The organism is Stenotrophomonas sp. STEN083, from assembly GCF_056759195.1.
Genome location: NZ_JBRRCU010000013.1, coordinates 1 through 20,201 on the forward strand (window position 1 = coordinate 1; position 20,201 = coordinate 20,201).

The 20,201-nt window shown below is 64.3% G+C and carries 20 protein-coding genes; 5 read left to right on the forward strand and 15 right to left on the reverse strand.

What is annotated here, in order from left to right:
• Nucleotides 1–259: 259 nt before the first annotated feature.
• On the reverse strand, nucleotides 260–490 hold the full coding sequence (locus ACVOK8_RS06200) for a hypothetical protein (RefSeq protein WP_481566062.1): 231 nt from the start codon (nucleotides 488–490) through the stop codon (nucleotides 260–262).
• A gap of 95 nt (nucleotides 491–585) precedes the next feature.
• Between ACVOK8_RS06200 and ACVOK8_RS06205 the strand changes: the two genes are divergently transcribed.
• Nucleotides 586–1,362 (forward strand): SDR family oxidoreductase, encoded by a 777-nt coding sequence (locus tag ACVOK8_RS06205; protein ID WP_481566063.1) that lies wholly within the window; start codon nucleotides 586–588, stop codon nucleotides 1,360–1,362.
• On the opposite strand, the gene ACVOK8_RS06210 is transcribed toward ACVOK8_RS06205, so the two are convergent.
• The 9 genes from ACVOK8_RS06210 to ACVOK8_RS06250 form a co-directional block, all read right to left on the reverse strand.
• The gene (locus ACVOK8_RS06210; protein ID WP_481566064.1) at nucleotides 1,350–1,976 is read right to left on the reverse strand and encodes a DUF4124 domain-containing protein; all 627 of its coding nucleotides are present in this window, start codon (nucleotides 1,974–1,976) and stop codon (nucleotides 1,350–1,352) included. The two genes, ACVOK8_RS06205 and ACVOK8_RS06210, sit on opposite strands and share 13 nt — an antisense overlap.
• Nucleotides 1,976–2,659 carry a DUF4124 domain-containing protein gene (locus tag ACVOK8_RS06215; RefSeq protein ID WP_481566065.1) on the reverse strand — a complete coding sequence of 228 codons (684 nt, stop codon included), beginning with the start codon at nucleotides 2,657–2,659 and terminating at the stop codon, nucleotides 1,976–1,978. The genes ACVOK8_RS06210 and ACVOK8_RS06215 overlap by 1 nt, the downstream gene beginning before the upstream one ends.
• Nucleotides 2,660–2,834: 175 nt before the next feature.
• Entirely contained in the window at nucleotides 2,835–3,395 is a 561-nt protein-coding gene (gene tsaC / locus ACVOK8_RS06220; protein ID WP_481566066.1) for an L-threonylcarbamoyladenylate synthase type 1 TsaC, read from the reverse strand.
• Between the two features lie 224 nt (nucleotides 3,396–3,619).
• The gene (locus ACVOK8_RS06225) at nucleotides 3,620–6,121 is read right to left on the reverse strand and encodes a DNA topoisomerase I (RefSeq protein WP_481566067.1); all 2,502 of its coding nucleotides are present in this window, start codon (nucleotides 6,119–6,121) and stop codon (nucleotides 3,620–3,622) included.
• A 188-nt stretch (nucleotides 6,122–6,309) separates the two neighbouring features.
• A complete protein-coding gene (locus ACVOK8_RS06230; RefSeq protein WP_481566068.1) occupies nucleotides 6,310–7,233 on the reverse strand; it encodes an RDD family protein in 924 nt (307 codons plus the stop codon).
• A 33-nt stretch (nucleotides 7,234–7,266) separates the two neighbouring features.
• A complete protein-coding gene (locus tag ACVOK8_RS06235; protein ID WP_481566069.1) occupies nucleotides 7,267–8,001 on the reverse strand; it encodes a pilin in 735 nt (244 codons plus the stop codon).
• A gap of 21 nt (nucleotides 8,002–8,022) precedes the next feature.
• Nucleotides 8,023–8,496 carry a DUF494 family protein gene (locus ACVOK8_RS06240; protein WP_481508841.1) on the reverse strand — a complete coding sequence of 158 codons (474 nt, stop codon included), beginning with the start codon at nucleotides 8,494–8,496 and terminating at the stop codon, nucleotides 8,023–8,025.
• A gap of 45 nt (nucleotides 8,497–8,541) precedes the next feature.
• Complete coding sequence (gene dprA, locus ACVOK8_RS06245; RefSeq protein ID WP_481566070.1) at nucleotides 8,542–9,693, reverse strand: DNA-processing protein DprA; 1,152 nt, start codon at nucleotides 9,691–9,693, stop codon at nucleotides 8,542–8,544.
• 78 nt (nucleotides 9,694–9,771) lie between these two features.
• Nucleotides 9,772–10,896, reverse strand: a complete 1,125-nt coding sequence (locus ACVOK8_RS06250; protein WP_481566071.1) for a LysM peptidoglycan-binding domain-containing protein — start codon at nucleotides 10,894–10,896, stop codon at nucleotides 9,772–9,774.
• 128 nt (nucleotides 10,897–11,024) lie between these two features.
• Between ACVOK8_RS06250 and def the strand changes: the two genes are divergently transcribed.
• The 4 genes from def (at nucleotide 11,025) to ACVOK8_RS06270 (ending at nucleotide 14,968) form a co-directional block, all read left to right on the forward strand.
• The gene (def, locus tag ACVOK8_RS06255) at nucleotides 11,025–11,540 is read left to right on the forward strand and encodes a peptide deformylase (protein ID WP_481566072.1); all 516 of its coding nucleotides are present in this window, start codon (nucleotides 11,025–11,027) and stop codon (nucleotides 11,538–11,540) included.
• A 182-nt stretch (nucleotides 11,541–11,722) separates the two neighbouring features.
• Nucleotides 11,723–12,646 carry a methionyl-tRNA formyltransferase gene (gene fmt / locus ACVOK8_RS06260; protein WP_481566073.1) on the forward strand — a complete coding sequence of 308 codons (924 nt, stop codon included), beginning with the start codon at nucleotides 11,723–11,725 and terminating at the stop codon, nucleotides 12,644–12,646.
• Nucleotides 12,647–12,650: 4 nt separating this feature from the next.
• Entirely contained in the window at nucleotides 12,651–13,997 is a 1,347-nt protein-coding gene (gene rsmB, locus ACVOK8_RS06265; RefSeq protein WP_481566074.1) for a 16S rRNA (cytosine(967)-C(5))-methyltransferase RsmB, read from the forward strand.
• 203 nt (nucleotides 13,998–14,200) lie between these two features.
• The gene (locus tag ACVOK8_RS06270; RefSeq protein WP_481566075.1) at nucleotides 14,201–14,968 is read left to right on the forward strand and encodes a glycosyltransferase family 25 protein; all 768 of its coding nucleotides are present in this window, start codon (nucleotides 14,201–14,203) and stop codon (nucleotides 14,966–14,968) included.
• A gap of 22 nt (nucleotides 14,969–14,990) precedes the next feature.
• Here ACVOK8_RS06270 and ACVOK8_RS06275 read toward each other — a convergent pair whose 3' ends face one another.
• The 5 genes from ACVOK8_RS06275 to ACVOK8_RS06295 all read right to left on the reverse strand — a co-directional run bounded on the left by ACVOK8_RS06275 (nucleotide 14,991) and on the right by ACVOK8_RS06295 (nucleotide 20,197).
• The gene (locus ACVOK8_RS06275; RefSeq protein ID WP_481566076.1) at nucleotides 14,991–15,908 is read right to left on the reverse strand and encodes a glycosyltransferase family 2 protein; all 918 of its coding nucleotides are present in this window, start codon (nucleotides 15,906–15,908) and stop codon (nucleotides 14,991–14,993) included.
• Entirely contained in the window at nucleotides 15,905–16,852 is a 948-nt protein-coding gene (locus ACVOK8_RS06280; RefSeq protein WP_481535166.1) for a UDP-glucuronic acid decarboxylase family protein, read from the reverse strand. Before ACVOK8_RS06280 ends, ACVOK8_RS06275 begins: the two co-directional genes overlap by 4 nt.
• Before the next feature lie 115 nt (nucleotides 16,853–16,967).
• Entirely contained in the window at nucleotides 16,968–17,882 is a 915-nt protein-coding gene (locus tag ACVOK8_RS06285; RefSeq protein ID WP_481566077.1) for a glycosyltransferase family 2 protein, read from the reverse strand.
• A complete protein-coding gene (locus ACVOK8_RS06290; RefSeq protein ID WP_481566078.1) occupies nucleotides 17,879–19,075 on the reverse strand; it encodes an O-antigen ligase family protein in 1,197 nt (398 codons plus the stop codon). Before ACVOK8_RS06290 ends, ACVOK8_RS06285 begins: the two co-directional genes overlap by 4 nt.
• A gap of 297 nt (nucleotides 19,076–19,372) precedes the next feature.
• Nucleotides 19,373–20,197 carry a glycosyltransferase family 2 protein gene (locus ACVOK8_RS06295; RefSeq protein WP_481566079.1) on the reverse strand — a complete coding sequence of 275 codons (825 nt, stop codon included), beginning with the start codon at nucleotides 20,195–20,197 and terminating at the stop codon, nucleotides 19,373–19,375.
• Nucleotides 20,198–20,201: the final 4 nt, after the last annotated feature.

Sequence of the window (20,201 nt, forward strand, 5' to 3'; positions counted from 1 at the left end):
CCCCCCCCCCCCGCCCCCCCCCCGCCCCCCCCCCCCCCCCCCCCCCCCCCCCGCCCCCCCCCCCCGCCCCCCCCCCCCCCCCCCCCCCCCCCCCCCCCCCCCCGCCCCCCACCCCCCCCCCCCCCCCCCCCCCCCCCCCCCCCCCCCCCCCGACCCCCCCCCCCCCCCCCCCCCCCCCCCCCCCCCCCCCCCCACTACAGGTGGGTTTTCGCGGTAATGTCCATTGCCGAGCATGGCTCGGCATTACAGGTGAGGCGTTTCACTTGGCGGTATCGGCTGCTCCAACCGCCGCATCCAACTCAGCTTTCTGCGCATTGCTGGCCTGCTCGGCCGCCGCTGCGGTCGCCTTGGCCTGATTCAGATCCTTCTTCATCGCATCACGCAGCGCCGTGGCCTGCGGGTCGGGACGGCGTTCGGTGTCCGGCGCTTGTGGCTTGCACGCTGCCAGCGCAAGCAGCAACGGCACCATCAACAAGGAAAGACGCTTCATCGGCATGCTCCGCTGGGCTCAGGCAGCTATCCTAGCCCCATCTTCCTGCAGCGTCCCTTCACGGACGCCGCACCCCGCATCGATGAGGAAACAGCATGAACCCGCAGCGTTGGCGCCTGGATGGGCAAACCGCCTTGGTCACCGGTGCCAGTGCCGGCATCGGCCTGGCAATCGCACGTGAACTGCTGGGATTCGGTGCCGATGTGCTGATCGTTGGCCGTGATGCCGACGCGCTTGAAACCGCACGCGATGAATTGGCCGATGCGTATCCAGAGCGCGCCATCCACGCGCTGTCGGCCGACGTCAGCGATGACCAGGATCGGCAGGAAATTCTCGACTGGGTCGAAGACCACAGCGATGGCCTGAACATCCTGGTCAACAACGCCGGCGGCAACACCACCAAGGCGGCAACCGAGTACTCCGAAGACGAGTGGCGCGGAATCTTCGAGACCAATCTGTTCTCGGCATTCGAGCTGTGCCGCTATGCGCACCCGTTGCTCACCCGGCACGCATCCTCGGCCATCGTCAACGTTGGCAGCGTCTCCGGCATCACCCATGTACGCAGCGGCGTGGTCTATGGCATGACCAAGGCGGCGATGCAGCAGATGACCCGGAACCTGGCCTGCGAATGGGCCGAGGATGGCGTCCGCGTCAACTCGGTGGCGCCGTGGTACATCCGTACTCGCCGCACTTCCGGGCCGTTGTCCGATGCCGACTACTACGATGAAGTGATCGCTCGCACACCGATGCGGCGCATCGGTGAGCCGGAAGAAGTAGCCGCTGCGGTGAGCTTCCTGTGCCTGCCGGCATCGAGTTATGTCACCGGCGAATGCATCGCGGTGGACGGCGGCTTCCTGCGTTACGGTTTCTGAGTCTTGCAGTCGCTGCCTTCGAGCAGCGATTGCAGGCGCTGATACTTCGTCTGCAGCGTTTCGGCTTGGCTTGGCGCGGCAAAGCGCCATTCCGATTCGGCTTCGTCTACCCGCTGTTGCCAAGTGGCGCAAAGCTGCGCCGGGTCGACTGCTGTGCAGGTATCACGCACCACTTCACAGGCCTCGCCGGCACCGGTGTTCGGATTTCCGTCCAGGCCGGTGACCTGCATCGTTACGCAGCGTGACGGCGGCTCGCTGGTTTCACTCAAGTAGGCCTGGCCTTCGCGGGTGCGGCATTGGAACAGTTCGGGCAGCGGTACGGTCGGCGCCACCACAACTGCAGCGGCCTTCGCCGGTTCGGGTGGTGTAGCAGCCGATGCGGGCGCTGCGATCAGTTGGGGCAGTGCTGCAGGCGCCGGGCTTGCAAGCGGTGGCGGAGGTGGCCGGGTCTCCACCGCCTGCATGACTTTTTTGCTCTGCTGCTGCGTGCCCTTGGGGCAGGGCATGTTCTGCACGGTGAGTGCGCCGGTGGCGTCGGTGCAGCGGTAGAACACGATCTCGCCAGCCTGCGCGCTGGCACTGGCCATCAGTAGAAGCACGGTCAGACAACGCATCAGGTACCCCCGCAATCCTGTTCAAGCCGCGCGTCGATTCCGCGTTGCTCGCGCATCAATTCCTGGCGTTCGCTCTGCAGCGCGCTGTTGTAGCGGCGGATCAGTTCCCAGCGCCGATCGCGCAGCCGCGCGCAGACTTCCTGTGGTGGCAAGGCATGGCAGCTGTCGCGCACCAGCACCGAACCCATTGGAACCGCGACACCGGCTCGCCATGGGATCCCGGCACCAGCGGGCGGGCGTGGCGGGCGCGGGCCACCGTGGCCGGGACCGTGGTGGGTTGGGTAGGTATAGCCCCAGGTCGGCACCCAGCGCGGATTGCCGTCGTTGTTGTCGCTGGTATAGCGCTGACCTTCGCTGGTGACGCACTCGTACATCGGCTGTGGCGGCTGCACGGTGATTACCCGCACCTCGCGCTGGATCGCTGGCACGGTGGTAGGTGCCGGTGCCGGTGCAGTGGCAGTGGCAGCCGGCCGCGGTGGTGGGTCCTTCGGCCGTGTCATATCCAGCACCTGTTGCTGCGTGGCCTTGGTGCAGGGCGCATCCTGCAGCGACACCGCGCCATTGCTGCCGACGCAGCGGTAGATACGCACGTTGTCCGTTGGCCTGGCGGGAGGCGGATCAACCGCCAAGGCCGCGACGGGCAACCAGATCAGGCAACCGAGCAGGGGCAGTCGAGCGCGCATGGCGGCAGTGTGCCACGGCGGCAGCCGGGGAAACGCCTCTGTAGTGCCGAGCCATGCTCGGCTGAGGCTGTACGGGTCAAGCCCTTGCCGAGCATGGCTCGGCACTAGAGGCGGGGTTTCGCGGTAAGGCCCCTTGCCGAGCATGGCTCGGCACTACAGGTGGTGCGCTTGACGCTTAGTCGCGCAGGACTTCGCCGGTGGCGGCTACGCGGATGCGGGTAGGTTGGGCCAGGCCGCCGGTGGCGCCGTCCAGCAGACCATCCAGCAGGGCCAGTAGGGCAGGGTCCAGCTGCTCACGGGAGCGTGCCGGGGGCTCACCTGCGAGGTTGGCACTGGTCGATACCAGCGGGCCGCCCCAGGCTTCGCACAGGGCCTGTACCAGTGGATGCGCGCTGACCCGCACGGCGATACCGGTGTGCTCGCCAGTGATCCAGCGTGGGGCGCGTGGGCCGGCTGGCACGATCCAGGTGTTGGCGCCGGGCCAGCTGTCCAGCACTGCTTGCCTGCGATCCTCGGCCAAGGCATCCAACTGCACCCAGCCTTCCAGCTGCGCCGGGCTGGCGGCGATCAGGATCATGCCCTTCTCGACCGGGCGCTGCTTCAGTGCCAACAGCTTCATCACCGCAGCTTCGTTGGAGGGATCACAGCCCAGGCCCCAGACCGCTTCAGTGGGGTAGGCGATCACGCCGCCGGCCTTGAGGGCCGGGACGACGCTGTGCAGGTCGAGTTCGAGCATGGTCAGCACCGTTGGAGGGCCAGTACGTTTGATGGCGCTGGTCCGCGAAAGGACGCAAAGCAAAGGCCGCACGGTGGGCGGCCTGCTGCGGGTGGTGCTGATTATCCGCTTGTTGGCGGGGGAGGGGGTATCCACCCTCAGGAGTAGAGCTTCCCCTCATCCGCCCTCCGGGCACCTTCTCCCGTATACGGGAGAAGGGAGCAGCGGTCTTGCTGTGCCGCTGGTCAGAACGGCGGTGCGTCGTCGGCGGCCGACTTCTTCACTGCCTTCTTGGCGACGGTCTTCTTGGTGGCCTTCTTCGCCGCGGTCTTTTTGGTCGCTGCTTTCTTGGTTGCCGCTTTCTTGGCCGGGGCCTTCTTTGCGGCGGCCTTCTTCGGTGCGGCTTCCTTCTTGACCGTGGTCTTCTTGGCGGCCTTCTTGCCGAAGCCCTTGCGCACCGGCTTGCCGGTGTCGGCCATCAGCTGCTCGACTTCGGCCAAGGTCAGCGAAGCAGGCTCGCGGTCCTTGGGGATCTTGCCGTTCATCTTGCCGTCGCTGATGTACGGGCCGAAGCGACCGTTCAACACCTGGATGTCCGAGCCCTCGAACTCCTTGATGATGCGGTTGCGCGCGATCTCTTCCTTCTCTTCGATCAGGAACACGGCGCGGGCCAGGTCAATTTTGTAGGGGTCGTCTTCCTTGGTCAGCGAGGCATAGGTGCTGCCACGCTTGGCGAACGGACCAAAACGGCCGATGCCGACGGTGACTTCCTCGCCATTGGCGTCTGCGCCAAGCTTGCGCGGCATGTCGAACAGCTTCAGTGCTTCGTCCAGCGAGATCGAGTAGATGCTCTGACCCGGCTGCAGCGAGGCGAACTTGGGCTTCTCTTCGTCCTCGACGGTGCCGATCTGCACCATCGGCCCGAAGCGGCCGATACGGGCGGTGACGTCCTTGCCGCTCACCGGGTCCGGGCCCAGCACGCGCGCGCTGCCGGCATCGGTGCGGTCCAGTGATTCGCTCTTGTCGGTGACCAGTTCCTTGAACGGGCCCCAGAAGCGTTCCATCAGCGGTATCCACTCTTCTTCGCCACGCGACACCGCATCCAGCTCGTCTTCGAGCTTGGCGGTGAAGTCGTAATCGACGTACTGGGTGAAGTGGCTGGACAGGAACTTGCTCACCGCGCGGCCGACGTCGGTCGGCTTGAAACTGCGGCCTTCCATCTCGGTGTACTTGCGGAACAGCAGGGTCTGGATGATCGAGGCGTAGGTGGACGGACGGCCGATGCCGTATTCCTCAAGCGCCTTGACCAGCGCCGCTTCGGTGTAGCGCGGCGGCGGCTGGGTGAAGTGCTGGTCGGCGACGATGCGGTCCAGTGGCACGCGATCGCCGGGCTTCATCAGCGGCAGCTTGCGGCCCTCGTCCTCGTCCTCGGCGCTCTTGTTGTCCTTGCCTTCCTCGTACACGGCGAGGAAGCCGGGCACCACCACGGTGGTGCCGCTGGCGCGGAACACATGCTCGCTGCCGGCCGACAGGTCGACGCTGACGGTGTTCAAGGTGGCCGGGATCATCTGGCAGGCGACGGCGCGCTTCCAGATCAACTCGTACAGCTTGCGCTCGTCATCGGTGAGGTACTTGCCCACCTGTGCCGGGGTGCGCAACGCGGAGGTCGGGCGCACGGCCTCGTGGGCTTCCTGCGCGTTCTTGGATTTGGTGGTGTAGGTGTTCGGCTTGTCCGGCAGCGAGCTGATGCCGTAGTCGCGGGCGATCACGTCGCGGATCTCGGCCAGCGCATCCTGCGACAGGCTCACCGAGTCGGTACGCATGTACGAGATCAGGCCGACCGTGCCTTCGTCGCCGATGTTCACACCTTCATACAGCTTCTGCGCCACCTGCATGGTCTTGCGAGTGGTGAAGCCCAGCTTGCGCGAGGCTTCCTGCTGCAGCGTGGAGGTGGTGAACGGCGCGGCCGGGCGGCGCTTGCGCTCCTTGCTGGCGACGTCGGTGACGTGCAGCGAGCCCTGCGCGGCCTGCTGGATGCGCAGACGCGCGGCCTCGGCGGTATCGCCATCGGTGATGGTGAACTGCTCGAACTTCTGCCCGTCCAGCTTTATCAGGCGCGCGTTGAAGTGCTGCGAAGGATGTGCGCAGGCGGCCTCGATGCTCCAGTACTCGCGCGAGATGAAGGCTTCGATCTCTTCCTCGCGCTCGACGATCATGCGCAGTGCCGGGCTCTGCACGCGGCCGGCGGACAGGCCGCGCTGCACCTTGCGCCACAGCACCGGCGACAGGTTGAAGCCGACCAGGTAATCAAGTGCGCGACGCGCCTGCTGGGCATCGACCAGGTCCGAGGCGATTTCACGCGGCTGGGCAATCGCTTCCTTGATCGCGCGTGGGGTGATTTCGGTGAACACCACGCGCTGCATCGGCTTGCCGTCGGACAGACCGCGCTGCTTCAGGATCTCGGCGATATGCCAGCTGATGGCCTCACCCTCGCGATCCGGGTCAGTCGCCAGCAGGATGTCATCGGCGCCCTTTGCGGCTTTTGCGATGGCTTCGACGTGCTTCTCGTTCTTCTCGATCAGGTCGTAACGCATGGCGAACCCGTTCTCGGGGTCGACCGCGCCTTCCTTGGGAACCAGGTCACGCACATGCCCATACGAGGCCAGGACCGTGTAGTCCTTGCCGAGGTATTTATTGATCGTCTTGGCCTTGGCCGGTGATTCGACGATGAGCAGGTGCTTGGGCATGTCAGTACATTCTTGGGGCGGAACGCCCTTGTGGGGGCGCTAGGGTGGCTTAAACCGGGACGATAGTGAAGCCGATGTTTGGGTTGTGCATAAGCCGACGCCCGGGTTGCGGCCCGGGCGTTCAGCTTGGTTCCTTATTAGAGGAATCATGCCGGAGGGGCTTGTGTCAAGCCGCCCCCGGCAATTTGTCAGTTGAAGCCTGCTGCGGCAACGCCGATAAGCACGAACAGCCCGATCAGGCAAAGCAAGCCCAGGCCGGCTATCGACAGGATCACGATGGTGACCGTGCCCAGGCCTTGCTGCTGCCACTCCGGATGCTCGGTGAAGGCGAACTTGTCCACCACCAGGGTGTCGCAGATGATGTCGTGCAGGGCCTGCTTGCGCTCAGTGAAGGCGGCCATCACAAAGCCGATACACAGGGTGATGCTGCTCAGGATGTAGGCGAAGAAGCGGCCAACCGCGCGGCCCAGGGTCAGGCGCTCGCCATTGCTGCGCACCACCTTGATGCCTACCGCCATCTTGCCCAGCGTGGCCTGGTACTTGGACGAGTGCATCCATGCCGGGTACATCAGGTTGCCGGCGAAGATGATCAGGTAGCCGACGCCCAGGGTCACGAACATGCCGATCGAGCCGGCCGCGGAGTCCGAGCTGCCTGATACGCCACCGACAATCGCGCCAAGGATGCTCAGCGGAATCAGCACGATGTAGGTGAACACGGTCATGATCACGTAGTCGATGAAATAGGCGGCTACGCGCTTCCAGAAGCCCGCCTGCACCACCGGCCCGCCCTGCACGGCGGCGGGGTCGACATCCTGCGGACGGCTGGCCGGCGCGGCGTACGGGGAGTTGGCTTCGGCAGCAGCGCGTGCGGCGACGGCTTCGCCACTTTCAATGGCAGCGTAGTCCTGGCGCAGATCGATACCGGTGCTGGCCTGGGTGATCAGCTGCAGTTCGTCGGCGATGGCTGAGAGCGGCTGCCACTGCTGCATGCCTTCACGCCAGACCAAAGTGCCCAGGTCGATCTCGCCTGCGCGGAATTTTTCGCGGAGGGCGTCCGCTTCAATCGGACCATGCCGCTCGCGCTGGGCATCAGCGTAGTACCACTGGCTCATTGTTTTCCCCGTAAAAGTTCTGACCGCTGCCAGTCAGCCGCGACAGCTGATTGGCAGGTATTTGTCCTCGACATCGGAACTGCATTCCCAGCTGTCGGCCTGCATATCGTAGTCGAGCCAGATGCTTTTGCCGTCAAGTTGCGTGTGCTTCGGGATATGCAGACGTGCTTCCAGCCCGCAATGCTCGTTCTCGAAGCGGCCGATATTGATCTCGGCGACATCGCCTTCGGCATAGCTGTCCGGGCTACCAAAGCCTTCGTCATCATTGATGGGGCAGCGTTCGTTGGTGGCGACAAACTCGGCCACCTGCTGCTTCAGGGCAATCATTTGCCCATTTGCCATGGTGACCTTGGAGCGCATCACATAGTCCTGGTAAGCGGGCAGGGCGATGGCGGCCAGGATGCCAAGGATGGCTATCAGGATCACGCCGACCACCGCGGCGATGATGCCGGCGATCGCGCAGCCGGACAGGCCTTGGCGGGGAGCCACGGCAGAGGTCGTGTGGATGGTTTGCAGCCCAGGAGGCAGTGACGGTGGGCCGGTTGGCACCGTCGTCGGGGCTGCCTGCGCCATGTCCAGGCCGAGTTCGTCGGCGAAATCACGCAGCGGCCGCCAGTCGCCGGCACCTTCGCGCCAGATCAGGGTGTCCTCGTCGATACGGCGGGACTGGAATAGCTCAACGATGTTGGCATCGGTGATCGGGCCGCGACGTTCGCGGTTGCCCTCGGCGTAGAACCATTGGCTCACGTAGGTGGTGTCCTTATGCATCCCTGCACGCCGGTGTTGGGCTTAGTGCAGGGGTTCGGGTTCGTCGACGAACATCTGGGTTTCCATCCAGGCATAGGCAGCTTCTGCGCCGGGTTGGTTGAACAGCACCATCAGCACCACCCACTTCAGGTCGTCCAGGTCCAGTTCGTCCTGATCCAGGGCCATGGCACGGTCCAGCACCAGCTCGCGCTGGTCGGCATCGAGCACGCGTTGTTGTTCCAGGAACAGCAGGAAGCCGCGGCCTTCCACGTCCAGCTTGTCCAGCTCGGGGCCGTGGAACACGCGCACCGGCCCGTCAACGCGTGGCTGCGCCACGGCTGGGCGTTGTTCTGCCAAGGCATCGAGCCAATCGAAGGCCTTGTTGATTTCGGCGGGACTGAAGCCGGCCTGGATCAGGCCGTTCTGTAGCGAGTCGCGGTCTCGGATGAGATCAGCGTCTTCGCTGAAGTAGTGTTCAAACAGGTACAACAGGACGTCCAGAATGCTCTCTTTCATTGCCCCTCGGCCTGCGCCATTGGCGCTGTGGAGGTGAAGAAACCTTCAGGTGCGGGTGTAGCGGCCGTGCGCCGACGACACCCTGCCTTCCAATTCCATAAGCAGCAGCATGGAGGACAGGTTGGCGGCCGTCAATCCAGTGCGCTCGATCAGTAAATCCATACCGGTTGGGTCATAACCCAAGGCATCCCACAATCGCTGGTAGTCTGGGTCCGGTGGCGTGACGGCCGGGTGCTGGCCGGACGGTACAGGGGAGATGGGGGTCTGAAGGCGGGTTTGCAAGGCACAGGCCAGTTCGCCGGCCAGATTGGCCACGCCTTCAAGAATGTCGGCGCTGTGTGTCACCAAGGTTGCACCTTCGCGTATCAGCCGGTGGCAGCCGCGCGCCATCGGATTGTGGATGGAGCCGGGCACGGCAAAGATCTCGCGTCCGGCCTCGCTGGCCAGGCGGGCGGTGATCAGTGCGCCGGACCGTTCAGCGGCCTCGATGACCACGGTGCCAAGAGCAAGCGCCGCCAACAGGCGGTTGCGGGCCGGGAACTGGCCGCTGCGCGGCGCGGTGCCCGGCGGGTATTCGCTGACCACTGCGCCTTCGACGGCGATCTGCGCTTGCAGTTGGCGATGATGACGCGGATAGGCCAGGTCCGGACCGGTGCCGATAACCGCATATGTGCTGCCGTTGCAGGCCAACGTGGCCCGGTGCGCGGCAGCATCGATGCCGGCGGCCAGGCCGCTGGCGATGGTCAGGCCGTGACCGGCCAGTGCGGCGGCAAAGTCGCGGGCGATGTCACGGCCGCCGGCACTGGGCATGCGACTGCCAACGATAGCGATCGCCGGTTGCCACAGGCGCGCCGGGTCGCCGGCGATGAACAGCGCCAGCGGTGGATTCGGGCTGTCCCGCAATAGTGGTGGATAGTCCGGATCACCCCAGCCGATCAGGTGATGGTTATCGGCTTCCAGCCAGGCAATGGCGCGCGCCCAGGTATCTGCATCGGGCCTTGCCAGGGCCTGGCGTTGCGCTTGCGTGCAACCCGCTGCTTGCCAGCCGCTGCAGCCGGCGGCCAAGGCGTTCGCGCTGCCGCTGTGTTGATCGAGCAGGCGACGCAGTGCCTGCAGGGGGCCGCCAGCCAGTGCCAGGGCCAGCAGGGCCGGGCAGCAGGGTGGAATGGGTAGATTGGCGAAGGCTGATCGAGACATGGCCCAGCCTGCGGCCACAAACAACAACGGCGCCCTCGGGCGCCGTTGTTGTACATCGTAAGGGTAGGCCGCAGGCGCTTACTGCGCGTCCGGGTGCTTCAGCTCAAAGCCTACGCGGGTCGGCTTGGTGCCTTCCATGATCAAGGCATAGCTGACCTTGTCGAAGGTGCGGAACACCATCGCATGGCCTGCATATTCGTCAGGCAGGGTGACCCGGCCGGCGCCGGTCTTCAGTGCGTCATCCATGCGCGACGAACCCGGGTGCTGCATGCGGTGGGCGACATGGCTGCCGCTGCGCCAGATCGAGAACACCGTGCCGTTGTTGATGCCCTCACGTGCGCCGCCGGAGATGGCGATCACATCGCGCGGGCCGCCGCTGGTGAAGGTGTCGGTCACTGCAAGTACGCGCAGCTGGCCCGGTGCCGAGGCGTTGGCCGGGGCGTGCGGAACGAACTGCAGGTCGTAAGGGGTGGTCTGCACTGGCACCAAACGGTCACCGATGCGTACCTCTCTGCCGCTGTCCTGCAGCTGCAAGGTGGACGCTTCGACGTTACCGCTGGCTACCTGGGTCAGGGTGCCGGCATTCACCTCTGCCAGCTCGTAGCCCAGGAACTCATTGCGGTCATTGGCGGCTACGTAGCTCGCCCACACGTTGCCGCTGCCCGGAATGGCACGGCCCCGGTTGTCCAGATCGTCGGTGGGCTTGGGTTGGCTGAAGCGCACCGTTGGGCGCACTACCATATAGCGTTGGCCAGGCTGCGCGCCCTCCAGGCCGCGGACATAGGCCTTCTGTCCCAGGGTTGCCCGCAGGCGGTTGTCTTCCAGGCCGACCACGTAGGGCAGGTCTTCGAAGCTGTCCACCACGTTCAGGTTCTTAAGGAAAGGCTCAACGTCTGCCAGCGGTACGCCGGTGATCGGCGCCTCCTGGCGCGGGCCGGCCTGGGCCGTTACCCGGTCCAGATAGGCCAGGCTCAGAACGTCGCCCGGATAGATCAGATGCGGGTTCTTGACCTGCGGGTTTGCCTGCCAGATTTCCGGCCAAAGCCACGGCTTTTTCAGAAAACGTGCCGATATGTCCCACAAAGTATCGCCCTTGCGCACCACGTAGGTGTCAGGGTGGGTACCGTTCATTTCGACGGCCACGGCATAGGTCGTGACGGTCAGCATCGCCACGGCGGCGACCGTACGTATTTGTTTCAACATGGTTGCGATCTGCCTGATTCCCCAACAGGTTGTCGCACTATATTGCAGAAACGGGGGCGCCGGGCAAGCGCAAGCGGTAGAATTGGGACATCTTGCCGAAATAAGCGGCATCCCCGATTGGTATTGCCATGGCCCTCCTGCCTATTCTTGAGTTCCCAGACCCGCGCCTGCGCACCAAAGCGGCCCTCGTCGAGGCGGCCGAAGTGACCACGCCGGCCTTCCAGCAGCTGCTCGACGACATGCTGCAGACCATGTACGACGCTCCAGGCATCGGCTTGGCTGCCAGCCAGGTGGACGTGCACAAGCGCTTCATGGTCATTGACGTCAGCGAAGAACACAACGAGCCGCAGGTGTTCATCAATCCGCAGATCGTAAGTGCCAGTGAAGGCGGTCGCGTCTATCAGGAAGGCTGCTTGTCGGTACCGGGCATCTACGCCGATGTCACCCGCGCTGATTCCATCGTGGTGCGCTACCTTGACCGCGAAGGCAAGCAACAGGAACTGGCGGCCGATGAGCTGCTGGCCACCTGCATCCAGCACGAGATGGATCACCTGGACGGCAAGCTGTTCATCGACTACCTGTCGCCGCTCAAGCGCGAGATGGTGCGCAAGAAGCTGGCCAAGTCGCGCAAGCACGTAGCTTGAGTGCAGGGATTGGGGAAGTCGGGATTGGAGATCGGTAAAGGCGTGCATTGCTGCGTCTTTTGCAGTTCTGGCGTTCCGTCCTGTATTCCTGACCCGCTCGCTGTTTTTTTCGATTCGCGATTGGCAACAGCCGCTGCGCAGCTTTTGCCAATTCCGAGTCCCGAATCCCGAATCCCCGCCCAATGAAAATCATCTTTGCCGGTACGCCGGAATTCGCTGTTGCCTCCTTGGCCGCCGCCGCGCGCCAGCATGAAGTGGTGGCGGTCTACACCCAGCCGGATCGTCCGGCCGGCCGCGGCCGTGGCTTGATGCCCTCGCCGGTGAAGCTTGACGCGATCGCGCGCGGCATCCCGGTGTTCCAGCCGGAAAGCCTGAAGACACCCGAAGCCCAACAGCAATTGCGCGAGCTGCAGCCGGATTTGATGATCGTGGTGGCCTACGGCCTGATCCTGCCCAAGGCGGTGCTGGCCATCCCGACCCACGGCTGCTGGAACGTGCATGCCTCGCTGCTGCCACGTTGGCGCGGCGCGGCGCCGATCCAGCGCGCGATCGAGGCTGGTGATGCCGAAACCGGCGTCTGCCTGATGCAGATGGAAGCCGGTCTGGACACTGGCCCGGTGCTGCTGCGCCAGCACACCCCGATCAGCGATACCGATACCGGCGGTCAATTGCATGACCGTCTGGCACAGATGGGTGCACAGGTGCTGTCCGATGGTCTGGGTCTGTTGCGCGCCGGCCTCAAGCCGGTACCGCAGCGCCAGCCGGAAGCCGGCGTCACCTACGCACACAAGTTGGACAAGGCCGAGGCCAAGCTCGATTGGGCCGAGCCGGCGGTGGCGCTGGCACGCCGCGTGCGCGCCTTCAATCCGTGGCCGGTGGCCGAAGCCAGCTTGGCCGGCGAGCGGGTGCGCATCCACGGTGCGGTGGCTATTGATGACAATCATGGCAAGGCACCGGGCACGGTGATCGGGGCCGCCCGCGAAGGTATCGACATTGCCTGTGGGCAGGGCGCGTTGCGCCTGCGCGTGGTGCAGCGCGAAGGCGGCAAGGCGATCACCGCTGCTGATTATCTGAACGCACGCCGCGATCTGCGGGTCGAGGGCTGAGCGGATGACGGTGGCAACTTCCTCACCGTGGGGCAGCAAATCCGCGGCGGCACAGCCCGGCGTGCAGACTCGCGCGCTGGCGGCCAAGGTGTTGGCGGCGGTGATCGGCAAGGGCCGCTCGCTGAAAGCCGAGCTCGGCGCTGCCCTGCCCAAGCTCGACGACAGCCGCGACCGCGCATTGTTGGAAGCCATTTGTTTTGCCGCGCTGCGCCGTCGCGCCGTCTATGACCACGCGCTGCGGCAATGGCTGCAGAAGCCGCTGGGCGCACGCGATGGTGATCTGCGCGCGCTGCTGATGGCTGGCTTCGCACAGCTGGATGTATTGCAGCTGCCAGCCCATGCCGCGCTGTCGGCGACGGTGGAGGCAGCGCGCGCGCTGGGTCGTGAGCGACAGGCCGGCATGGTCAACGCATTGCTGCGCCGCGCTCAGCGCGAAGGCTTTGCCGAAGCGAATGCCGAAGACGCCTGGCCACAATGGTTGCTGGCCCAGGTGCAGCGCGACTGGCCGGAGCAGGCCGCGGAAATCATCGCGCAGAGTCTGCAGCCGGCACCGATGTGGCTGCGGGTGAATCGCCAGCAGCATGCGCGTGATGCGTATCTGGGTTGGTTGGCCGAGGCTGGCATTGAGGCCGTCGCCGAGCCCTTGTCGGCCGACGCGGTGCGTCTGCCGGTTGCGGTGCCGGTGAGCAGCTTGCCCGGCTTCGCGCAGGGCGCCGTGTCGGTGCAGGACCTGTCAGCGCAGCAGGTGGCCGATGCCCTGCAGGCGCCACTCGGCGCACGGGTGCTGGACGCTTGCGCCGCGCCGGGCGGCAAGTCCGCGCATCTGCTGGAGCGCGACCCGTCCCTGCAGTTGCTGGCGCTGGATATCGATGCACGACGTCTGCAGCGTATCCGCGAAACCTTTGCACGTACCGGCGTCGGCGCACAGGCGCAGGTGTTGGCGGTCGATGCTACCGATACCGCCGCCTGGTGGGACGGCAAACCCTTTGACGCGGTGTTGTTGGACGCGCCGTGCTCGGCTACCGGCATCATCCGTCGTCAGCCCGACGTGCTGCTGCACCGCCGTGCCGAAGACATCGTTGCGTTGGCGGCTTTGCAGGCGCGTTTGCTGGATGCACTGTGGACGGTGCTGGGCCCGGGCGGCGTGCTGCTTTACTCGACCTGTTCGATCCTGCGCGAGGAGAACGGTCAGCAGGTCGCAGCCTTCCTCGCCCGCACGCCGGATGCACAGCTGCAGGCGTTGCCGGCGGCCTTTGGCCATGACGACGCGGGCAATCGCCAGCGCCTGCCGGGCGAGCAGGGTGGGGATGGCTTCTTCTATGCGCGGCTGGTGAAGGCAGCGCAGGACTGAGCGGACGTTCTTCGTCCCCGTGATCAAGCGGGCGGCTGCGATGCCGATGAAATCAAGCGCCTGCCGCGCGTTGTTGGCGGGCGCCGTGGCAGGGAGGCAGGCAATTGCTGATCGGGTACTATCATGTTCGTTAGTTGTGTCCAGAGATGGCTTTCTGAGAATAGGGAGCCCGTGTGGATTCTTTTCCAGGATTGCTTCGTGCAATGACTCGGCCGCCTGCTGATCTACCTCTGTATGTCATCAACCTGCCGGCATCGGCGGATCGTCGTGCCTCGATCCAGCGACAGGCAGCGGCCCTGGGTATCGAAGTGACGATGTGGGAGGCCGTCAATGGCAGCACTCCGCATCCTTTGTTCACCAAGGTCGATGAGAAGCGGCGTCTGGCCTGCAAGGGCCGCCCTTTCCGTCCCGGCGAAATCGGCTGCTGGGCCAGCCACTATCTGTTGTGGCAGCAGTGCGTGGACAGCGGCCGGCCGATGATCGTGTTTGAGGACGACATCACCATCGACCCGCGGTTCCTGGACGTATTGCGTGACCTGCCGTCATTGCCGGAGTCGGTGGGCTACTTCCGCCTGCATGCTGCGGATCGCTCCAGCTCGCCCTGGATCAAGTTCGGAGGTTTCGTCCTGCATCGCTACTGGCGCAGCCCGTTGTGTGCGTTTGGCTATTACCTGACGCCGGAGGCGGCGGCGAAATTCCTGCGTCACGCCGAGCACTGGGTGCTGCCGGTCGATGACTACATGGACCTGGCCTGGCTGCACGGGGTGGAGTGCCTCGGTCTCAAGCCGGGGGTGGTGCGCAGTGGTGATTTGTTCGCCTCGGTGATTCAGGCCGGGCGCAGGGCCAAACCCAGCGTTGGGCCACTGGGTTGGCTGCAGCGTGAGGCATACCGTGCCGGTTTGAGCATGCGTTGGTTTGCTTACAATTTCGGCTCGCGGTTGCGCGGGCCTACGCCGGCAAGCAACGGTTGATACGCTACGATGACGCTGCTGTTCAGCGGCGGCCTGACCGGTGTCCAGCCAGGATGCTGATGGCTCTTTCATAGCGCTTCCACCAGGGAGCATCCCCGCGCAGGGCGAGGCTGGCGTAGCGACGACGCTCTTTGCGGCTTGGCTGGGGTTTGGTGCGGTACTCATATTTGCTCAAGCTGCAACAGCCATCGTCCAGCCCACTGCGCGCGGCGTACACGCGGACAATGCCATAGTTGCGCAGCCCGTTGCGGTACAGGCTGGTTGGCTCACGGCGGGTTGCCCACCAGCCATTGTTTCCATGGGTGCGGTATTCCACGCATGCGGTGGGCAGGTAGTACTTGCGGGCGCCGAGAATGCTGGCGCCATGCACCACGCAGGCATCAGCGCAGAGCTTCCACTGGCGGCGGAAACTGTGCGGCAGGTCGAGTACGTTCTCGGCCCAGACCCTGCGCAGACTCAGGGCCGAGGTGGGTGCGCCATACCAAGGCACCAGGAAATAGGTGCTTATTGCGGTATAGCCCAGGTCGATGGGCTGCTGGCTGTCTTCGTAGCGGATGTCCAGGTTGTCGATGCCGAAGGTCTGCAGGTCGCTGAAGACGAAGTCGATATCGCGGCGGGTGTCGTACACCGCGCCGATCTTTTCCAGGTATTCCGGCTTCCAGCGGTCATCAGCGTCCAGGAAGCAGATCACATCGGCGTTGGCAGCGGCCACGCCGCGCTGAAACGCAGCCAGCTGGCCTTCGTTCTCGCCAAACAACAGTGTCACCCGCGCATCGTCACCATAGCGCTGGCGCAGCAGTTCTTGGGAGCCATCGGTTGAGCCGTCGTCCACCACCAGGATCTGCGCCGCCGCGCGGGTCTGGGCCAGCGCGCTATCGATCGTTTCGCAGACGAAGTTGGCGTAGTTGTAGTTGGTGATGACGACAGCGAACGTGGTCACGCCTTATCCTCGGCCAGCAGCTTGCGGAAGTAGGCGATGGTTTCCTTGAGGCCGTCTTCCAAGGCGACTTTGGGCTCCCAGCCCAGCTTTTCACGGGCCAGCGAGATGTCCGGCTGGCGCTGGCGCGGATCGTCCGAGGGCAGTGGCCGATACACCAGGCGCGAGCGACCGCCAACCAGTCGCAGGACCATTTCGGCCAACTCCAGCATGGTGAATTCGCCAGGGTTGCCAATATTTATCGGCCCGGTAAAGCCGTGCTCGGTGTCCATGGTCCGCAGCATCGCTTCAATCAGGTCATCCACATAGCAGAAGCTACGGGTCTGGCTGCCATCGCCGAAAATGGTGATGTCTTCGCCGCGCAGGGCCTGCACGATGAAATTGCTCACCACGCGACCATCGTTGGGATGCATGCGCGGGCCGTAGGTGTTGAAGATGCGCACCACCTTGATGTCCAGCGCGTGCTGGCGGTGGTAGTCGAAGAACAGCGTTTCGGCGCAGCGCTTGCCTTCGTCATAGCAACTGCGGATGCCGATCGGATTGACCCGGCCCCAATAGCCTTCCTGCTGTGGGTGCACTTCCGGATCGCCATAGACCTCGCTGGTGGACGCCTGCAGGATGCGCGCGTTCACACGCTTGGCCAGGCCCAGCATGTTGATCGCGCCGTGCACCGAGGTCTTGGTGGTCTGTACCGGATCGTGCTGGTAATGCACGGGAGAGGCTGGGCAGGCAAGGTTGAAGATGCGTTGCACTTCCACATACAGCGGGAAGGTGACGTCGTGCCGCATCAGCTCGAAATTGGGTAGGTTCAGCAGGTGCGCGATATTGCGCTTGCTGCCGGTGAAGTAGTTGTCCACGCACAGGACATCATGCCCTTGCTGGATCAGCCGATCGCATAAATGGGAACCAAGAAACCCCGCACCACCTGTGACCAGGACGCGTTGCATGAAGAACTCTCGTAAGTAATGGATAGGGCGCGCATGGACGTTTTCTGCCCAGCTGGCAATCCCATTCTGCCACGATCTGTGTCATTGGTTGGGGTGCGCCGACGTCGAAAAGGTGCTATTTGCCGATAAAAGGTGCGGCGCGCTTGCCGCGTCCGGGCACCAGGTCCAGTCCCAAGGCCGCGGAGAATGCTGCCGCGCCCCATGCGGCCCACTTGATTACATCGCGCCGACGCAGCAGCAGGCTGTATACCGCCACTGCCGGCAGCATGGCGGCCATCAGCTTGGCAAGATGCATGCGCCCTGCGCCATTGCCCATATAACGGCGTATGGCGATCTGGCGCGAGCGTGCATAGTGAAAGCGCTTGATGAAATCGGTGCGCATGCTGGGGGCGGAGGAAGCGCCGCCTTTGTGGAAGGCGCGTGCGGCCGGCTGCAGCAGGCATTGATGACCTGCCTGGGCCATCCGCAGGCACAGGTCGTCGTCTTCGTAGTAGAGGAAGAATGCTTCGTCAAAGCCGCCGATCGCGCGGAACGCACGGGTTCGCAGCAGCTGGCAACAACCATGGATCCATTCGGCGGCGGTGACCTTGTCCGGCACCGTGCAGGAGCTGTCCGCACCGGGCCTGAAGAAGGCCTTGCGGTGCGATATCTGTGGCACCGTTTCGCTGCGCCAGTTCTGCGGGCCGATCACGCCGGCCTGAGGGTGCTGCTGCATGCAGTCCAGCAGGCACTGCAGGTCTTCCGGGGCGATGAAACAATCGGGATTGAGCAGCAGTGCGAACGGCGTCTGCACCGCCGCCATCGCCTGGTTGTTGGCCGCACCGTAACCGGCGTTGGTGCTACGGCTGATGGCGCGCGCATGCGGGATCAGCTGGGCGATGCTAGCGGTGCTGTCGTCGCTGCTGCCGTTGTCGATGATGACGACATGAGGGAACGGGGCCAAAGTGCTGGCCATCGTCTCCATCAGAGTCGAACTGTTGTAGGTGACGCAGACAATGGTCACCTCATCAAACGACGTGTTGGGCTTCATGACGTGGATTCGCGCTCTCTAGCCAGGCCGTACCAAGGGAAGCTGCCCACTGGGATGCAGGCCATCAACAGGATGAATACATGGCGATGGGTGAAGTTGCTCCAGAGCCCATTTGCCAGGCCGGCGGCGACATAGACGATGAGGATGCTGACAAAGATACCCTTTTGCGGGTCACGCAGTTTGCTTGCGTGGACTGCGAAAGCCAGCAGCAAGGTGGCAAAGAGCAGCAGGCCAAGCACACCCTCTTCGGTCAGGATCAGTAGTGCTTCCTGGTGCGGGTGGCCGGTGATGAACGGCTCCGAGCCGGGGGTGCTGCGCATCTGCTCCAGGTAGAGCGGTTCCCATTGGTTAAGGCCGTGCCCAAAAACCGGTGCGTCGGCGATCATGGGCAGGGTTTGCTGCCATAGCCATAGGCGGATGCCGCTGGAGGTGGCTTCCTGACTGACCAGGTAGCCATCAATTTCTTCGCTGATCGAGCTGATCATGCGTTCGCGGATGCTGGGTGTCGACCACAGTGCGGTGATGGTGACGACCGCAAGCCCAGCGCTGACGAGCAGCATGCGCCATCCGCTGAGCCGATGAGATACCAAACGGTAGATCCAGTACCCGAGCAGTGGCAGCAGCACGATGTAAGTGGTTCTGCTCTGGATCAGCATGGCCGCATTGCACAACACGATCGCAGCGCCGAGCAATGCCGTGATACGCCAGCGCCAATCCGGGCTGTTCAGGCCCACGGCCACCAGCATCGACATCAGGATCAGGCTGGCCAACCCCTGTTGGGTGTATTCCTTGAAAACGGTGTTGCGCATGGAAGCCTGGATTTCAGCCACCTCCCGCTGCGGCACCAGGCCAAACTGCATCAGATAGGAAATCACCACCACCAGGCCTGCGGCCACCGCAAACGCGGCAAGCGCGCGCCAGCGCCAGTGCGAATCACGTAGCAGGCTGGCGATCAGTGCAGGGTATGCACAGCCCCAGATGGCGGTGTCGCGAAAAGCGGGGTCGCCACGGCCGAACCATGCATGCAGCGCGCTGGCGAACAGCACGCCGAGCCACACCAGGAAGCCTATAACCACCGGCTCGCGCAGCGCTGCCCGCCAGCGTGCCAGGACATCTGTGCCGGCAAGCGAGCACAGCAGGCTCAATCCGAGGAGGATGTTGGTAGCGGGTTTGTTGATGGGCGCAGCAAACAACGTGAGTACCGCACACCATTGCCCAACCGTCAGCAGCCGGGTGCGTAGCCCCTGTAGCAACGGGAGGGATTGGGCCGAAGACAAATGATTCACGTAAGGGATCACACCGGTGGGGCGTGGAAACGCCGCTGGGAAGGTGGCAGTGACAGCGGGACGGCCACCGGATAACCAGTCTGAATCTCAGTCGGTAGAACAAATAATTCTAGCTGTGTGAACCTGCATCTTCAACGAACGCAGTGCTGTACGCACGACAACTGCTGGCGAGGGTTCAGGAACTGTTGGCGCGTTTCTGCAGCGCTATTTGTTGCTGCTATCGGCTGGCGGGACCACCAGCGGCTGCCCGTTCTGCAGCAACCACAACATGATGGTCTTCTGGCGCACGTAATTGGCGCTGACGAAGGCCTCTATCAGGCCCGGCCAGCCATCCAGGAAGCCGCGCTTGACCACGTAGCTGCGGATGAAGCGCCAGGTTGGGGCGATGATCAGCTTGCCCAGGCTGGCACGCTTGCCCTTGCCGAACTCATGCTCGGCCATCATCCGCGCGTACTTCTGCTTCTTGTCCAGCAGTTGCAGGAAGCTGCGGTAGGGATGGTGCAGCAGGTCGCCCTTGAGCAGGGCCGACGGGCCGTCCAGCGAGACCGCTTCGTGGATCTCGCGGTCGCCGCGCCAGCCGCCATGGCGGCGGTCGAACAAGCGCAGCACCCGGTCCGGATAGGCGGTGCCATGGCGCAGGAAACGGCCGAAGTATTCCGAGCAGCGCGCGAAGCGGTAGCCGACGGCGCGGCGGAAGCCGGCGTCACGTTCGGCTTCGATGGCGGCGCGCAGCTCCGGGTTGACCCGTTCATCGGCGTCCAGGCACAGCACCCAGTCATTGCTGGCCTGTTCCACACAGAACGCCTTCTGGCTGCGGAATCCACTGAAAGCACGTTGCACCACGCGGGCACCGGCAGCTTCGGCCACGGCGACGGTGGCGTCGCTGGAGAAGGAGTCCACCACCACGATCTCGTCGCAGAACGCCAGCGAGGCCAGGCAGTCGCCAATACGATCGGCTTCGTTGAAGGCGATGATGCACGCCGACAGGCGCGGGCGCTGGGTGGGCAGGGTGGTGCTTGGGCTGGGCATGCGA

Excerpts from the sequence above, each read along its gene's own strand:
- ACVOK8_RS06200 (WP_481566062.1), bottom strand. The coding sequence starts at position 490 with ATGAAGCGTCTTTCCTTGTTGATGGTGCCGTTGCTGCTTGCGCTGGCA.
- ACVOK8_RS06205 (WP_481566063.1), top strand. The coding sequence starts at position 586 with ATGAACCCGCAGCGTTGGCGCCTGGATGGGCAAACCGCCTTGGTCACC.
- ACVOK8_RS06210 (WP_481566064.1), bottom strand. The coding sequence starts at position 1,976 with ATGCGTTGTCTGACCGTGCTTCTACTGATGGCCAGTGCCAGCGCGCAG.
- ACVOK8_RS06215 (WP_481566065.1), bottom strand. The coding sequence starts at position 2,659 with ATGCGCGCTCGACTGCCCCTGCTCGGTTGCCTGATCTGGTTGCCCGTC.
- tsaC (WP_481566066.1), bottom strand. The coding sequence starts at position 3,395 with ATGCTCGAACTCGACCTGCACAGCGTCGTCCCGGCCCTCAAGGCCGGC.
- ACVOK8_RS06225 (WP_481566067.1), bottom strand. The coding sequence starts at position 6,121 with ATGCCCAAGCACCTGCTCATCGTCGAATCACCGGCCAAGGCCAAGACG.
- ACVOK8_RS06230 (WP_481566068.1), bottom strand. The coding sequence starts at position 7,233 with ATGAGCCAGTGGTACTACGCTGATGCCCAGCGCGAGCGGCATGGTCCG.
- ACVOK8_RS06235 (WP_481566069.1), bottom strand. The coding sequence starts at position 8,001 with ATGCATAAGGACACCACCTACGTGAGCCAATGGTTCTACGCCGAGGGC.
- ACVOK8_RS06240 (WP_481508841.1), bottom strand. The coding sequence starts at position 8,496 with ATGAAAGAGAGCATTCTGGACGTCCTGTTGTACCTGTTTGAACACTAC.
- dprA (WP_481566070.1), bottom strand. The coding sequence starts at position 9,693 with ATGTCTCGATCAGCCTTCGCCAATCTACCCATTCCACCCTGCTGCCCG.
- ACVOK8_RS06250 (WP_481566071.1), bottom strand. The coding sequence starts at position 10,896 with ATGTTGAAACAAATACGTACGGTCGCCGCCGTGGCGATGCTGACCGTC.
- def (WP_481566072.1), top strand. The coding sequence starts at position 11,025 with ATGGCCCTCCTGCCTATTCTTGAGTTCCCAGACCCGCGCCTGCGCACC.
- fmt (WP_481566073.1), top strand. The coding sequence starts at position 11,723 with ATGAAAATCATCTTTGCCGGTACGCCGGAATTCGCTGTTGCCTCCTTG.
- rsmB (WP_481566074.1), top strand. The coding sequence starts at position 12,651 with ATGACGGTGGCAACTTCCTCACCGTGGGGCAGCAAATCCGCGGCGGCA.
- ACVOK8_RS06270 (WP_481566075.1), top strand. The coding sequence starts at position 14,201 with ATGACTCGGCCGCCTGCTGATCTACCTCTGTATGTCATCAACCTGCCG.
- ACVOK8_RS06280 (WP_481535166.1), bottom strand. The coding sequence starts at position 16,852 with ATGCAACGCGTCCTGGTCACAGGTGGTGCGGGGTTTCTTGGTTCCCAT.
- ACVOK8_RS06285 (WP_481566077.1), bottom strand. The coding sequence starts at position 17,882 with ATGAAGCCCAACACGTCGTTTGATGAGGTGACCATTGTCTGCGTCACC.
- ACVOK8_RS06295 (WP_481566079.1), bottom strand. The coding sequence starts at position 20,197 with ATGCCCAGCCCAAGCACCACCCTGCCCACCCAGCGCCCGCGCCTGTCG.